The organism is Vibrio aquimaris, from assembly GCF_009363415.1.
Lineage (GTDB): Bacteria > Pseudomonadota > Gammaproteobacteria > Enterobacterales > Vibrionaceae > Vibrio > Vibrio aquimaris.
Genome location: NZ_CP045350.1, coordinates 2,587,088 through 2,603,083, shown reverse-complemented (window position 1 = coordinate 2,603,083; position 15,996 = coordinate 2,587,088). Strand labels below are relative to the sequence as shown.

The following is a 15,996-nucleotide window of genomic DNA, read 5'->3' as shown; positions in this document are numbered from 1 at the left end:
AAGTTATGTACTCCTTGATTGATGCGGCACTCTCTCGGGTCAGAACAATGTTGGTTCTGTTGGTTTTTGTTTTAGTTGCAGGGGGGGCGACTTATTTTACTGTGCCTAAAGAATCGAGCCCAGATATCACAATCCCTATCATTTATGTGTCTGTTGGTCATCAAGGTATTTCTCCAGCTGACTCAGAGAGACTGCTTGTTCGCCCTATCGAACAGGAGTTACGTTCGATTGAAGGGGTGAAAGAAATGACATCTACAGCATCTGAGGGACATGCTTCAGTGATGCTTGAATTTAGTGTTGGGATTGATCTGAACAAAGCCATGTCTGATGTTCGCGAAGCCGTCGATTTAGCTAAGCCGAGACTACCTGAAGATAGTGATGAACCAACAGTTAGTGAAGTCACTTTTGCGTCTCAAGAACCAGCCTTAACGGTTGTGCTTTATGGCGGCGTCCCAGAGAGAACCGTGGTAAAAATTGCTCGCCAATTAAGGGATAAGCTCGAAAGTTTCCGTCAAGTTCTTGAAGTTGATATTGCTGGAGATAGAGAGGATATTATCGAAATCATCGTTGATCCCTTGCTGATGGAAAGCTATGGCCTTGATCAAGCTGATATCTATAATTTGATTGCTCTAAATAATAGGGTCGTTGCGGCAGGTTTTGTTGATACAGGTTATGGTCGGTTCTCGGTCAAAGTCCCTTCTGTATTCGATTCCATCAAAGACGTATTAGAGTTACCAGTTAAAGTTGACGGTAAGCAAGTGATTACTTTTGGCGATGTAGCAAATGTTCGGCGAGCTTTTCGAGACCCTGAAAGTTATGCACGCTTAGATGGGCAATCTGCGATCGTTCTCGATGTCAAGAAGCGTGCGGGTGAAAACATCATTGAAACAGTCGCTCTCATCAAGCAAGTACTTATGGAAGCGCAGAAGCATCAAGAATGGCCCAATAACTTGCAGGTCAAATATACTTGGGATCAGTCTAACGATGTCAAAATGATGCTTAATGATCTGCAGAATAACATTTTATCCGCCATCATTCTTGTGGTCGTTGTTATCATTGCAATTCTTGGCGTCCGCACTGCATTTCTTGTCGGTATATCAATTCCTGGCTCGTTTTTAACGGGTCTATTAGTGCTGGCTGTGTTTGGTTTAACAATTAATATTGTTGTGTTGTTCTCTTTGATCATGGCCGTCGGTATGCTGGTTGATGGCGCAATTGTAGTGACTGAATTTGCTGACAGGAGAATGCAAGAAGGCGTAGGTCGGAAAGAAGCATATCGTGAGGCAGCTAAGCGTATGGCATGGCCTATTATAGCGTCAACGTCGACGACTTTGGCAGCTTTTGCACCATTGCTTTTTTGGCCTAATATCACTGGCGAGTTTATGCAGTACCTCCCCCTAACTTTGATTGCCACCTTGTCGGCATCATTGGCAATGGCACTTTTGTTTGTGCCGGTAATGGGGAGCTTGTTTGGTAAACCGCAACAAGCAACAGAGAGACAAGGTGAAATAATGCTTGCGCTCGATAACGGGGACTTTTCCAAAGCCAAGGGGATTACCCAATATTACTACCAGATTTTAGATACAGCCCTTCATTACCCATTTAGAATTCTCGTTAGCGCTATTGTACTCGCTATTTTAGTTGGTTGGGCCTATGCAAAATCAGGCCTCGGCGCAGAGTTTTTTCCTGAAGTTGATCCGCCGTTTTTTACCGTCAAAGTTCGCTCTCATGGCGACTTATCACTGGATGAAAAAGATGTGATCATGCGTGATATTGAGTCCGTAATGCTTGGCCATCAGGAGTTTGAGAGTGTATATACCAAAACAGGGGGAGATGATGAAATAGGGCAGATTCAAATTACTCCTGTTGATTGGCAATATAGGCGCAAAATAAAAACAATTATCGAAGAGTTGAAGCGCTCGACAGATCAATATGCTGGTGTTGAGATTGAATATAAATTTCCTGATGCAGGCCCTCCTGTAGAACATGATTTGGTTATTGAATTGTCCTCTCGAGCACATGACCAACTTGATGTTGGCGCCAAATTAGTTCGTCAGTGGGCGGATGGATATTCAGCGTTTACCAATATCAGTGATACTTCGAGTAAAGGGGGAATTGATTGGCAGATAGATATACGCCGAGATGATGCGTCTCGTTTTCTTGCAGACGCCACTTTGGTAGGAAATACCGTTCAATTTGTTACGAATGGGCTTAAATTAGGTGACTATTTACCTGATGACGCGACTGAGGAAGTTGATATCCTTGTCCGATATCCGCAAGAAAAAAGAGATATTGGCCGCTTTGACCAGCTTAGAGTGAAAACAGCAGCTGGCATGGTACCAATAACCAATTTCGCCAGTATTATTCCTAGCCCTAAACAAGATACCATTCGCCGTATTGACGGCACCAGAGTAATCAATGTATTTGCAGATATAAAAGAGGGTTATAACCTAACACTTGAATTACCTAAAATTGAGCAAGCATTAGCCCAGTTGTCACTACCTGACGGGATCGAGTTTAAAATTCGTGGCCAGAATGAAGAGCAGGAAAACTCGTCAGCATTTTTACAAAAAGCTTTTATGATTGCTTTGGTTGCAATGGCACTTATTCTACTGACTCAGTTCAACAGTTTTTATCAATCATTCTTAATTCTTAGTGCGGTGTTGTTTTCCACGGTTGGTGTTCTGGTCGGTCTGTTAATTTTCCAAAAGCCTTTTGGTGTCATCATGTCTGGGATAGGTGTCATTGCGCTGGCTGGAATTGTCGTGAATAACAATATTGTTTTGATTGATACTTACAATCAGCTAATTAAACGTGGTGTCGAAAAACGTGATGCTATTCTGCGCACTGGAGTACAACGTTTGAGGCCCGTGCTGCTGACAACGGTAACCACTATTCTTGGTCTACTCCCCATGGTTTTAGAAATGAACATTGACCTGATTAACCAAAAAATAGAGTTTGGTGCTCCTAGTACTCAGTGGTGGTCGCAGCTTGCAACTGCTGTTGCTGGGGGATTAGCATTTGCAACATTACTGACATTGATTCTAACGCCTTGCCTCTTGATGTTGAGTCGAGATAGCAAGATAAATACTTGTGTTCAAGAGAGCCTTGCCACTTCCTCGAAGTTAGACGAGTAACGTCGAGGAAGAAAAGTTAGGCTATTGAGTTGCGAGCAATTGGCTATAGCGGTTGAGTTTATCTAATCTCAGCTTAGCATTGGCGATAAAAGTCGTTTTATCTTTTCCTCTGAGGGATTTAGCTTGCGGTAATTTTACCGTCCTCGGGTTTTTGTGAACACCATGCACCAAAAATTCATAATGAAGATGTGGGCCAGTTACTCGACCAGTACCTCCAAGTGTTCCTATAGTTTGACCCTGTTTAACCCTTTGTCCAGTTTTCACTTTACGCTTGGTTAAGTGGAGGTATTTGGTAACGTAAGTATTACTGTGTCTGATGAAAACGTAGTTGCCGTTGAACTTGTTGTAGCTGGATTTTTGTACGACGCCATCTCCTGCTGCCCATATTGGGGTGCCTACTGGCGCGACATAATCTGTTCCTCTGTGTGGTTTAACTCTGCCAGTTACAGGGTGAAGGCGGCGAGGGTTAAAATTTGAGGACACACGACGAAAATCGACAGGGGAGCGCAAAAATGCTTTTCTCATTGCTCGGCCATTTTCATCATAATAATTGCCATCCTTATCATTCAAAATCGCTTTGAAGGTATCGCCTTGATTGGTAAAAATGGCGGCGATGATTTTGCCTTGGCCAACCACTTCACCTTCAACAATTTTGTCTTGGTAAAGAATTTCAAAATGGTCGCCTTTTCGGATATCGAGAGCGAAGTCGATGTCCCAGCCAAATATCCCAGCCAGTTCCATAATTTGGTTGGCAGTAAGTCCTGCTCCAACGCCTGCGTTCCAGAAATTTGAGGAAATGTCAGCTTCAGCATAATTATATTGATAGTGGACTTCTTTCTTCTCAAGTCTGGAGGTAAACCCAATTTCAGATCGTGTGATCAAAAAGGTTTCATAGGCACTGATCTTTCGAGAAATTTGCACTAACTGATCATCGACGTCAAAACCCAATAAAAAAGTATCTCCTGGGCGTATTCGAGTTAGCTGTTTTTTTATTTCCTTGTTGGTCGTTGTGAGCTCATGTAGAAGCCTAGGAGATAATCCTGCTCTTTGAAAAAGGAGAGCCATGGTATCGCCGGATCCAACCGTATGCTTTTCCCAGCGTAAGGTTGAACTTTTACTGTCTGAGTTTGACACCGTCAATGAGCGGGCATCTATATCTATTGGGTAGTACTCTCCGAGCTGATAGAGCTTCTTCTCCGAGCTTAATTCTCGAGGTGAAGGTAGCAGTAGCGCAATGATAATTAATGCACCGAATAACGCAATAAAGGTTCTGTGTATAGCTGGTAGCTGGTTGAAAATAGGCAGCATCTTAGTGTTCGTTCTAAAAAATCCGTAAATATAGTTACCTGTTTAGTCTAACTGGTTTCAAAAATACTCGCTATTCAAGTAATATGGTAAATTATTAAATTTTTGCCAAATCTGTGGGAGTGAACAAGAATGGCGAGTATTGAATCTGCACTGGCCGAGATTAAGCGCGGCGTTGAAGAGCTTATTCCTGAAGAAGAGCTAATAGCAAAGTTAAAAGAGAATCGCCCCTTGCGGATTAAATTAGGTGCTGATCCTACGGCTCCTGATATTCACCTTGGTCATACGGTTATTTTCAATAAGCTGCGTTTGTTCCAAGAGCTAGGTCATGATGTTACTTTCCTTATTGGAGACTTCACGGCGATGGTAGGTGACCCTACAGGTAAGAACACCACACGACCACCTTTGAGCCGAGAAGATGTTATTCGTAATGCTGAAACTTACAAAGAGCAAGTATTTAAAATTCTTGATCCGGCAAAAACTAAGGTTCAGTTTAATTCCCAATGGTTATCTGAACTTGGCGCAGAAGGTATGATTCGCTTAGCTGCCAATCAGACTGTTGCACGTATGCTTGAACGTGATGATTTCAAAAAGCGTTATGCTGGTGGTCAACCTATTGCTATTCACGAGTTTATGTATCCTCTTCTTCAAGGTTGGGACTCGGTTGCAATGGAAACGGATGTTGAACTTGGCGGGACCGATCAGAAGTTTAATTTGCTGATGGGGCGTGAACTGCAAAAAGCAAATGGGCAAAAACCGCAGGTTGTGCTGATGATGCCGCTTCTTGTTGGCCTTGACGGTGAGAAGAAAATGTCTAAGTCTGCTAATAACTACATTGGTATTAGTGAAGCGCCAAGTGAAATGTTCGGTAAGATCATGTCGATATCAGATGATCTGATGTGGAGTTATTATGACTTACTTTCTTTCCGTCCGCTGGAACAAATTGCTCAGTTCAAGGCAAGTATTGCTCAAGGAGAGAACCCTCGTAATATAAAAGTGTTACTTGCTAAAGAAATCATTGCGCGCTTCCACAGCGAGGAAGAGGCGGATGCCGCTGAGCAGGAATTTGTTAATCGATTTGCTAAAAATCAAATTCCAGATGAAATGCCAGAATTTACATTTGATGCGGGATTGCCTGTAAGTAATTTGTTAAAAGAAGCAGGTTTGTGTGCCTCTACTTCTGAAGCCATGCGAATGGTTAAACAAGGCGCAGCGAAAATAGACAGTGAGAAAGTCTCAGACGCTAAGTTTGCTCCACATACTGGCACCTACGTTTTTCAGGTCGGCAAGCGTAAGTTTGCTCGAATCACGATAAACTAAGCCATGTAATGAAAAAAGCGCCTTAATGGCGCTTTTTTCATAAGCTTTGTCAGTATTGGGACGATTTACGCATAATTAACTGTAGTAAATCGTAATTTTTGTTATCATCCAACCGCCGTCAGTTTTGATGGTTTATTTGGAGACTTTTATGAACAACATCGACCATCCCCCTAGTATGGAGGGAGAAAAGTAAACCTGCATCGGTGTTGACTATTTGCGTCTCTGCCATGTGGTAGAGAACATCTTTTCCCAAGTACTTCTCAAGTTTTTCTCCTTCCTTTCTAGAGTTTAAGTTCCTACCAGCTAATGATATTTAGTCTTATGGCTTGGTGACTTGATGGTCGTTACCTATTGCCAATCGGGAGATTCGCCATGAAGGTAATGAACAATACATATATTAAAAACAGCGCTTATTTTTCTGAGCAGGAAATTGGTGCGGCTCGCAATGCTTTTTTGCAGTACGAACAAGAGCAGCAAGTGGATCTGCTATCTGTTATGCCTATTGAAGAAGCTGTAGCCATTTTGCGCCATTGCTCTCTTGGTTATGTACAGCAGTTAATCGCTCTGCTGGAGAACAAAGGTGAAGATAAATTAGCACGCCACTATGCTCATCGATTGGGCTTTATTCATTCCGAAGCAGAAACCACGGGCAGTTACTTGAGAACCTCAGTGCTGGGACATGTGAAACAGCGTATTGGTTGGATCATATCCTTGGCCTTGCTTGGTATCGTGTCAGGGCTGATTATTGCTCAATATGAAGATACCTTAAGTCAGCTTGTTTTATTAGCTGTGTATATGCCTGTGATTGCGGCGGCAGGAGGCAATACTGGAACTCAGGCTGCGACCTTAGTGATAAGAGCACTAGCAACAGGGGAGCTTAGAAAGCGCCAGTGGCTTGTGGTTTTTTGGAAAGAGAGTCGTGTTGCTGTTTGCTTGGCGATTGCAATTGCTATGGTGATTGTTGCTCGTGTAATGCTATTTAGTGGTCATGCTTCGACAGGAGGTTTTACGCTTAGTAGCATTGCTACTGCAATCGCCATCTCTCTGTTTATTCAAGTGATTTTATCGACGGTTTTGGGGGGGCTGCTACCCATATTAGCGAGAATGTGCAAACTGGCCCCAGCCGTTCTTGTCAGCCCAGTATTAGCATCGATTGTTGATATCTCAGGTATGTGGATTTTCTTTAATGTCGTTAATCATTTTTTAGGTATTACCTGACTAAACTTGACGACATCCTTATAGAAGGCTTGTTCAAATTGGGTAATTGGAGCGACGGTTGGAGGACTGTCGCTTTTTTTCTTTTCGGGAAAGTAGTCAGAGACAAACTGAACAAATATTGTGGAAGGTTTACCTGAACTATCTAGACCAAAACCAGCCATGTTGTGGCTACCATACAAAGAGCCGCTTTTGGCTATAATTTGTCCCCTAATGGGATCTTTGCGCATGCTACGCCTGTATTTTAGCGTTCCAGACTCTCCAGAACTTGGCATCAATTCAATCATATTGAGCTTTTCATCGTTTAGCCATATGTGACGTAGAATTTGGGCCATGGTCTTGCTTGAAAAACGGTTGTTGCGTGAGAGTCCAGAGCCATCAGCCATAGGTACATCGCGTAAATCTATTCCTGTGTGCGCAAAAATGATCTGTTTGACAGCTTTAGTTCCATTATTAAAACTACCGGGTTGAATATAAAATTTAGAACCTAATGTCTTGGTGAGATTATCTGCAATCAAATTGTCCGACTCTATAATCATTGTTCCCAAAAGGTGCGGAAGAGGTAATGAGTGGTGAGTCGCAAGCAGATACGTGATGTCAGAGTTCTCTTGAGGTGTTCCTATTTTTATTGATCCAGAAAAAGAGATCTTCATTTGACTTAATAAAGTACCTAGCATTCGTTGGGTATATAACCCCGGGTCTTGGACCGCGAACTTAAGCGGTAAAGGTTTGTTGCGTTTTATTAAGCAGCCTTGCAGTTGATAATGATTATTAGGCGATGTGACCAGTTCGAGATTACATTGGGTGCTTTCTTGGTGATCTTTTGACACACTTGATGCTTGAGTTGTGACGTAAACAGGAAAATGTTTAGGTACATAGACCCTGGTCTGTCCATCATCCTGACTGTATATCGATGCTTGGACACAATTTCCATCAAGCGTGATGGCTGTTGCGGGAGCGCTATAGCAAACTCCGAGGATATCCCAAGGCCAGCCTACTGCGCGATCGTATCCTGTAAAGGCACTGTTATCTAACCAAATATTACCCTCAATATTTTTCAGTCCATTTCTTTTGGCAACCAGCAATAGTTGCTTCAAGTCTTCTGTCGTTAGTGTCGGGTCTCCAGAAAAGCGAATAATCAGATCTTTACCCATTTGTTCAAGCTTTGTTTCGTAGCGAAAGTCATCACCAAGCTCTAATTTTGCCGCCAGTGCAGTGACGAGTTTTAGAGTGCTGGCAGGTGGAAAATAGACATCTGAATTTTGTGTATCATAGATGACTTGTTGTTGGTTCAAAGATTCAATCAGAAGACTAGTTTGTGCCCCTTTGGGAAGTTGTTCGATAGTGAGGTCAGCCAGCGTAGGAAAAGAGATAAGATAAATAACAAAAGCCACAAATAATTTGAAGGTCTGCATAGAATTAGGTCACACGACTTAAAAGGTGAAAAACCAGTATAACCAGTAAAAAATACGCCCGCTAGAAGCGGGCGTGATCAGACTGTCAAATTTAGTCGTAAATTAGAAGTCGTAACGCAGACCCAGTGCTACTTCGTCTTCGGCATCTGCTTTAGTGATATTTTGTGCTGCATCTTCATCAAGTAGGTTGAAGTTGTATGAGATGTAACCACGGAAGTTAGGCTTGAAGTAGTATGTTGCATCGATAGCTACGTTATCAGCTTCATCCTTCTTCGTGCCAGCTTTATCGCTTTCAAGGTAGTTATAGCTGGTTGTAAATACAGTTTGTCCTAAAGTATAAGCCGCTGCAAATTCGTAACCAGTGAGATCTGTAGTATCACTTTCACCGACAATTTGATCTTCGCCATCAACGAAAGTACCCGCAAAATAAAGGTCATTGATAGTGTAAGATGCCGCTAGCATATATTGAGTACGTTCAGTATAATTATCAGTAGCTTCACCTGTCTCAGAATCGATTTCTGCTTCATTGCCATCGGCGTAACCAGCTCCAAGCTTGATACCTGTTTCGCCGATTGCATAAATTGCAGATAGTGAGTAGCCATCAGCATCATTGTCTTTGTAGCCATTATTACCATCAGCTTCAGCATCAGCAAAACGGTAGCTGCCTTTTAGGCTTAGGTTGTTGAATTGACCTTTGTAAGAAACCATGTTGTCTGAGCGATCTGCGATAGCAATTTTATATGCAGCAGAGTTACCATGGTAAGCCATGATATCGGTAAAGTCAGTGATTACGCCAAGTGCGCCTTCATTCTTACCATAGGTCACTTCACCAAATGTACCGCCAATACCAGCGTATAGATAGCGGTTCGTTAGGTCTGATGAGCTATTGTTACCGTCGGTAGCGCCACCATTGTCATTAGTGGTAAATTCACCTTCGTAGAAACCGACGCCGTATAGGCTATCGGTAATTTGTGCTTTACCTAGGAAATTCAAACGTACACGAGAGTTGTCTTCCGCTTTACCATCTTTTAGCGCTAGACGTGCTTCTGCACGACCACCAAGCTCGATAGAGTTACCATCTTGGTTGTATATTTCTGCTGCATTTGCACCAGTTGTAACAGCGGCAGCCGAAACGGCTAGAGCGATCAGAGTTTTGTTCATCTTATTGGTCCTAATTTACTGTCCATAAATATTTTTAAAAGGGCTTAGCCTTTCTATTTTCTTCCGTTCCACGGCTCTGACTGCATAGCTTGGCAATAAGCTTAAGCACGCAACTAGAGCCATAGAAGTCTTGCTGGCTTTTGTTTTAACGCCAAAGTTCCAATCTAAGTTAGTAAAAAGATATAAATATGAATTTTGTACGATGTTTTATTTTTGGTAAAAAACACTCAATATATTGTTTTTAATAGTAAAAAACCTCCATTTAGTCTTATTTTTACTCATGGGTTTGTTTAGTTTTTTTTATGCTTGAATAGTGCATCTAAAGAGTTTTAAGCTATGGATTTAGCTGATAAAACTATTTTATTTATAAGTCTGAGAACCCTAGAGATGAATTCAGGTGATTTAGTCGCTAACTTTGTTTACACTAGAGGAAATAATGTTAAGTCATATTCTCTACCCAATCCGTCCGATTGGGTGGTTTCGTTTTGTCCAAAGATAGCTTTGGCAATGAGGTAAAACATGGAAAAAGTCCCAATGACAGTCCGCGGTGAAAAAATGCTGCGTGAAGAATTAGACCGCTTACTCAAGCTTCGCCCTCAAATATCTGAAGCTATTGCAGAAGCACGTGAACTTGGTGATCTTAAAGAGAACGCAGAATATCATGCAGCTCGTGAAGAGCAGGGGATCTGTGAAGCTCAAATTAGAGATATCGAATACAAATTATCTGTCGCACAGGTGATTGATGTATCGAAACTAGATAACACTGGAAAGGTTATCTTTGGTTCGACAGTTACCGTCATCGATTGCGACACTGAAGATGAAAAAACGTATCAAATTGTTGGTGATGACGAGGCAGACATCAAAGCTGGACGCATTTCTGTAAGTTCACCCATTGCTCGAGGTCTGATCGGTAAAATGGAAGGAGACGAAGTAGTCATATCCACTCCTGGTGGTGACCGAGACTTCGAAATTGATAGTGTCGAGTATCGATAGACTTTCGATTACTTTTTGTCACTGTTCTGTATTCGTTATCAGTGAATGTGAAAAAGGTCGCGCAAGGCGACCTTTGTGCTATTTCGCATAATGCTATGATTATTACTTGCGTGGTAATTCAATTTTACGATCGTCGCTTTGCTTGTACAGAACAAGGGTTTTACCTATTACTTGTACATTTTCAGCACCAGTCTCACGTACAATAGCCTCAACAATAAGGTTTTTTGTTTCACGATCTTCGCTGGCTATCTTAACTTTTATCAGTTCGTGATGGTTAAGAGCGATCTCGATTTCCGCCAGAACAGCTTCAGTAAGTCCATTTGCGCCCATAAGCACGACGGGTTTCAAACCATGTGCTAGGCCTTTGAGGTGCTGCTTTTGTTTTGTGCTTAAGTTCATTACGCGGCCAATTTTCTTTACTTTAAGGGTTGAAAAATACCATTTTAACGCCATCTATCCCTGAAGACTATAATTTATTGGCTATCGTGGCCTTTTGTTTAATTAGGATTTGGATGAGCAAACAGAAACATTCAGCCAGTTCAGGACGTTGGCTGAAAGAGCATTTTGACGACAAATTCGCCAATGAAGCTCGCAAAAAGGGCTATCGTTCTCGTGCTTATTTTAAGATCGAAGAAATTCAAAATAAGGATAAGCTTCTCAAACCTGGAATGGTAGTCGTTGATTTGGGAGCAGCTCCCGGTGGGTGGTCTCAATATGCTGCTAAGCTAGTAGGTGACGAGGGGAAAATCATTGCGTGTGATTTACTTCCCATGGATCCGATTGCAGGAGTTAGTTTCCTTCAAGGAGACTTTCGAGAAAACTCTGTATTGGAAGCTTTGTTAGATAAAATTCAACCATCTATGGTGAATGTTGTTATGTCTGATATGGCTCCTAATATTGCAGGCAACAACTCTGTTGATCAACCTAGAGCTATGTATTTAGTTGAACTGGCTTTAGATATGTGTCGACAAGTTCTAGCCCCAAATGGTAGTTTTGTTGTGAAAGTATTTCAGGGCGAAGGTTTCGATCAATACGTTAAAGATGTTCGCGAGATGTTTAAAGTCGTGAAAATCCGCAAACCTGATTCTTCTAGGGCGCGTTCCCGAGAAGTGTTTATTGTAGCCACTGGTTACAAAGGTTAACTATTTGCTTTATGAAGCACAGGTTAACACTGTAGCTACAGTTTACAAACTGTAGTACCCTACCTTTAATTACAATTATTTATCGCGAGGCTTACACCTTGAGTGATATGGCAAAAAATTTAATTCTATGGCTTGTAATCGCTGTCGTTTTGATGTCGGTTTTCCAGAGCTTCGGCCCAGGAGATAGCAGTGGCAGAGCAGTTGATTACACCACATTTGTAAAAGAAGTTGGTCAAGGCCAGATTCAGGACGCGACCTTCAAAGGTGAAGAAATTACTTTCACTCGTCGCGGCGGTAGTTCTCGTTATGTGACCTATATGCCTGTGTACGATCAAAAACTTCTGGATGACATGATTAACCAGAATGTGAAAGTACAAGGAACACCACCAGAAGAGCAGAGCCTGTTAGGAACGATCTTTATTTCTTGGTTCCCAATGATCTTGTTGATTGGTGTGTGGATATTCTTCATGCGCCAAATGCAAGGTGGCGGCGGTAAAGGCGCTATGTCATTTGGTAAGAGTAAAGCTCGAATGATGAGCGAAGAGCAAATTAAAACCACATTTGGAGATGTGGCGGGGTGTGATGAAGCGAAAGAAGATGTCAAAGAGTTGGTTGATTATCTTCGCGACCCGAGTCGATTCCAAAAGTTAGGCGGAAAGATCCCGACTGGTGTATTGATGGTTGGTCCACCAGGTACGGGTAAAACGTTACTTGCCAAAGCCATTGCGGGCGAAGCCAAGGTGCCTTTTTTCACTATCTCTGGTTCTGATTTCGTTGAAATGTTCGTCGGGGTCGGTGCTTCGCGTGTGCGTGATATGTTCGAACAGGCAAAGAAAGCAGCCCCATGTATTATCTTTATCGATGAAATTGATGCAGTTGGTCGCCAACGTGGTGCAGGTGTTGGTGGTGGCCATGATGAGCGTGAGCAAACATTGAACCAAATGCTGGTAGAAATGGATGGTTTTGAAGGCAATGAAGGAATTATCGTCATTGCGGCAACAAACAGGCCAGATGTTCTAGATCCAGCTTTACTTCGCCCAGGTCGATTCGACAGGCAAGTTGTCGTTGGTTTACCAGATGTACGTGGCCGTGAACAGATTCTTAAAGTGCATATGCGTAAAGTGCCGTTGGCAGGAGATGTTGAACCTTCTCTCATCGCACGTGGTACACCGGGTTTCTCTGGTGCCGATCTTGCTAACTTAGTTAACGAAGCCGCTTTGTTCGCCGCTCGCGGTAATAAGCGTAATGTTTCTATGGTTGAGTTTGAACTGGCTAAAGACAAAATCATGATGGGAGCGGAGCGTCGTTCCATGGTGATGTCGGAAGAGACTAAAGAATCGACAGCATATCACGAAGCTGGGCATGCCATTGTTGGTCGTCTGGTTCCTGAGCATGATCCTGTATATAAAGTTTCTATTATTCCACGTGGTCGAGCTCTTGGGGTGACAATGTATCTCCCAGAACAAGATCGAGTGAGTATGTCTCGTCAGCACCTTGAATCTATGGTTTCCAGTCTATACGGTGGTAGGCTAGCTGAAGAGCTTATTTACGGGGCAGAAAAAGTTTCAACTGGTGCTTCGAATGATATCGAACGTGCAACGGATATCGCGCGTAAGATGGTCACTCAATGGGGATTCTCTGATAAACTTGGCCCTCTTCTTTATGCAGAAGAAGAAGGTGAAGTCTTCCTTGGACGTAGTGTTACTCAGACCAAGCATATGTCAGATGACACAGCAAAACTCATTGATGATGAAATACGCAAAATTATCGATCGAAACTATGCTCGTGCTAAGCAGATCCTTGAAGACAACATGGATATTATGCATGCCATGAAAGATGCGTTGATGAAGTATGAAACTATCGACGCGGGTCAGATTGATGATTTAATGGAGCGTAAAACTGAGATTAGAGAGCCAGCTGGTTGGGGGGATAACTCTGACAAGCCAGCGGCTAAAGATTCAGTTCAAGATGAACCTAAATCAAAATCTGAACAAGAACAAGCGTCATCTTCAGTAGACCCTGTTGAAGAACAAGTGTCGGAAAAAAAAGACGCAGAATAAGATAGATTAACCAATTAAACCCCGGTTTTATCGGGGTTTTTGTATTTTTTATGATAATCAAATCAAATAATAAACTCCTAGACTTATCCACACCCCATGTAATGGGTATCCTAAATGTCACACCTGACTCGTTTTCTGATGGTGGGAAATATAACTCTCTCGAGCTTGCAGTTCAGCAAGCAAAGAAAATGGTAGAAACGGGTGTCAGTATTATTGATATTGGTGGTGAATCCACTAGACCAGGTGCTCCAGATGTTGAGTTAGAAGAAGAACTTGCGAGAGTGATTCCGGTTATTAAGGCTATCCGCTCACAGTCTGATGTGTGGATTTCCATTGATACCAGTAAAGCAGAAGTTATGCGCCAAGCTGTGCAGGCTGGAGCGGATATGATTAATGATGTTCGTGCTTTACAAGAACCAGGAGCATTGGAGGTTGCAGCTAAGTCTGGAGTGGCAATATGTTTGATGCATATGCAAGGACAGCCACGCACCATGCAGGCTAACCCTCAATACCACAATTTATTCCAGGACATTACTAAGTTTTTACAGCAACGTGTGCAAGCGTGTCAGGAGATGGGAATTGATAGCAACCAATTAGTACTTGACCCTGGTTTTGGATTTGGCAAGACTCTGGAGCATAACTACCATATATTGGCGCACCTTGAAAATCTTCATCAGCTTGGTTTCCCTATTCTTGCAGGTATGTCGCGTAAATCCATGCTGTTTAAACCTCTTGATAAATCTCCAGTGGAATGCGTTGCTGCTAGTATTAGCTGTGCAACCATAGCGGCGATGAAAGGAGTACAAATCATTCGTGTTCATGACTTTGAACAAACGCTTGATGCAATGAAGATTGTTGAAATGGTAAAAGCCAATATTGATTTAAAACTTGGAAAGGAATAAATATGTCTGAGAAAAGACGTTATTTTGGTACTGATGGTGTTCGTGGCCATGTGGGGCAGTACCCAATTACCCCTGATTTTGTGTTGAAACTAGGTTGGGCAGCTGGACGAGTTTTAGCCAAGCAAGGTACAAAGAAAGTTATTATTGGCAAAGATACGAGAATATCTGGTTATATGCTTGAGTCTGCTCTTGAGGCAGGTCTGGCTGCTGCGGGGTTAAACGCGACGTTAACTGGGCCCATGCCAACGCCGGCTGTTGCTTACTTGACACAGACCTTTCGCGCTGAAGCCGGAATAGTGATTTCAGCATCTCATAATCCTTATTATGATAACGGGATTAAGTTTTTTTCTTCAGAAGGCACTAAGCTCCCAGATGATATTGAGCTTGCGATTGAAGCAGAATTAGACAAAGAAATAGACTGTGTAGACTCTGCTTTACTAGGTAAAGCTGCGCGCCTCAACGACGCAGCGGGCCGTTATATTGAATTTTGTAAGAGCACTTTTCCTTCAGACTTAAGTCTTTCTAGATTAAAAGTGGTTGTCGATTGTGCGCATGGAGCCACTTATCATATTGCACCTTCTGTCTTTACTGAGTTAGGTGCTGAAGTTGTTGCTATGGGTATTGAACCTAATGGTACCAATATTAACCATCAGGTTGGAGCAACAGATGTGAAGGCTCTTCAAAAAAGAGTAGTCGAGGAGCAAGCCGATTTGGGTTTGGCATTTGATGGTGATGGTGATCGGCTTATTATGGTTGATCATCAGGGCAATAAAGTCGATGGCGATCAAATCGCTTATATCATCGCTAAAGATGCGATGCGCCGTGGCGAGTTAAAAGGTGGAGTTGTTGGCACCTTAATGACGAATCTAGGCATGGAAAATGGCCTTACAGAGCTAGGTATTCCTTTTGTGCGCGCAGCCGTCGGCGATCGGTATGTCATGGAACAGCTGTTGGAGAAAGGCTGGCAGATTGGTGCGGAAAACTCCGGTCACATTATACTGCTTGATAAAGTCACAACAGGAGACGCTATTGTTGCTGCCTTGCAAGTGCTGGCTTCAGTTGTTGATAGTGAAACCTCTCTCGAACAGCTAACCCAGGGAATGACCCTGTACCCCCAAGTACTAGAGAATGTGCGTTTTTCTGGAGATTCTAATCCTATGGAATCGATAGAAGTGAAGTCATCGGTTGAAGAAGTAGAAGCTGAACTTGGTAGTAAAGGGAGAGTTCTCTTACGTAAATCGGGTACCGAACCTTTGATTAGAGTTATGGTTGAGGGAGAAGATACAGCTTTAGTTCAAGCCTCCGCACTTAAAATAGCGGAAGTTGTTAAAGCCAGTTTTTAGAAT

The 15,996-nt window shown here is 42.6% G+C and carries 12 protein-coding genes; 8 read left to right on the top strand and 4 right to left on the bottom strand.

Annotated features, from left to right (window positions below; translation table 11 throughout):
* Positions 1-5 precede the first annotated feature (5 nt).
* Positions 6-3,137, top strand: a complete 3,132-nt coding sequence (locus FIV01_RS12000) for an efflux RND transporter permease subunit (RefSeq protein ID WP_152431210.1) — start codon at positions 6-8, stop codon at positions 3,135-3,137.
* A 21-nt stretch (positions 3,138-3,158) separates the two neighbouring features.
* On the opposite strand, the gene shyC is transcribed toward FIV01_RS12000, so the two are convergent.
* A complete protein-coding gene (gene shyC / locus FIV01_RS11995; RefSeq protein ID WP_152431209.1) occupies positions 3,159-4,445 on the bottom strand; it encodes a peptidoglycan DD-endopeptidase ShyC in 1,287 nt (428 codons plus the stop codon).
* Between the two features lie 129 nt (positions 4,446-4,574).
* Between shyC and tyrS the strand changes: the two genes are divergently transcribed.
* Positions 4,575-5,762: a tyrosine--tRNA ligase gene (gene tyrS / locus FIV01_RS11990; protein ID WP_152431208.1), complete on the top strand. Its 1,188-nt coding sequence runs from the start codon at positions 4,575-4,577 to the stop codon at positions 5,760-5,762.
* A 372-nt stretch (positions 5,763-6,134) separates the two neighbouring features.
* Positions 6,135-6,980, top strand: coding sequence for a magnesium transporter (locus FIV01_RS11985; protein ID WP_152431207.1), 846 nt, complete (start codon positions 6,135-6,137; stop codon positions 6,978-6,980).
* Here the strand turns inward: FIV01_RS11985 and dacB are convergent.
* Positions 6,959-8,392, bottom strand: coding sequence for a serine-type D-Ala-D-Ala carboxypeptidase (gene dacB / locus FIV01_RS11980; protein ID WP_152431206.1), 1,434 nt, complete (start codon positions 8,390-8,392; stop codon positions 6,959-6,961). The two genes, FIV01_RS11985 and dacB, sit on opposite strands and share 22 nt — an antisense overlap.
* A 102-nt stretch (positions 8,393-8,494) precedes the next feature.
* Positions 8,495-9,553 carry a porin gene (locus FIV01_RS11975; protein WP_152431205.1) on the bottom strand — a complete coding sequence of 353 codons (1,059 nt, stop codon included), beginning with the start codon at positions 9,551-9,553 and terminating at the stop codon, positions 8,495-8,497.
* Between the two features lie 519 nt (positions 9,554-10,072).
* Between FIV01_RS11975 and greA the strand changes: the two genes are divergently transcribed.
* Positions 10,073-10,546 carry a transcription elongation factor GreA gene (gene greA / locus FIV01_RS11970; RefSeq protein WP_152431204.1) on the top strand — a complete coding sequence of 158 codons (474 nt, stop codon included), beginning with the start codon at positions 10,073-10,075 and terminating at the stop codon, positions 10,544-10,546.
* Positions 10,547-10,648: 102 nt separating this feature from the next.
* Here the strand turns inward: greA and yhbY are convergent, their stop codons facing one another.
* Positions 10,649-10,945 carry a ribosome assembly RNA-binding protein YhbY gene (gene yhbY / locus FIV01_RS11965; protein ID WP_114785256.1) on the bottom strand — a complete coding sequence of 99 codons (297 nt, stop codon included), beginning with the start codon at positions 10,943-10,945 and terminating at the stop codon, positions 10,649-10,651.
* 113 nt (positions 10,946-11,058) lie between these two features.
* On the opposite strand from yhbY, the gene rlmE reads away from it, so the two are divergent.
* The 4 genes from rlmE to glmM all read left to right on the top strand — a co-directional run bounded on the left by rlmE (position 11,059) and on the right by glmM (position 15,993).
* Complete coding sequence (gene rlmE, locus FIV01_RS11960) at positions 11,059-11,688, top strand: 23S rRNA (uridine(2552)-2'-O)-methyltransferase RlmE (RefSeq protein ID WP_152431203.1); 630 nt, start codon at positions 11,059-11,061, stop codon at positions 11,686-11,688.
* 107 nt (positions 11,689-11,795) lie between these two features.
* Positions 11,796-13,748, top strand: coding sequence for an ATP-dependent zinc metalloprotease FtsH (gene ftsH / locus FIV01_RS11955; protein ID WP_152431202.1), 1,953 nt, complete (start codon positions 11,796-11,798; stop codon positions 13,746-13,748).
* Positions 13,749-13,798: 50 nt separating this feature from the next.
* Positions 13,799-14,650, top strand: coding sequence for a dihydropteroate synthase (folP, locus tag FIV01_RS11950; RefSeq protein WP_152431201.1), 852 nt, complete (start codon positions 13,799-13,801; stop codon positions 14,648-14,650).
* Between the two features lie 2 nt (positions 14,651-14,652).
* On the top strand, positions 14,653-15,993 hold the full coding sequence (gene glmM / locus FIV01_RS11945; RefSeq protein ID WP_152431200.1) for a phosphoglucosamine mutase: 1,341 nt from the start codon (positions 14,653-14,655) through the stop codon (positions 15,991-15,993).
* The last annotated feature ends 3 nt before the right edge of the window (positions 15,994-15,996 follow it).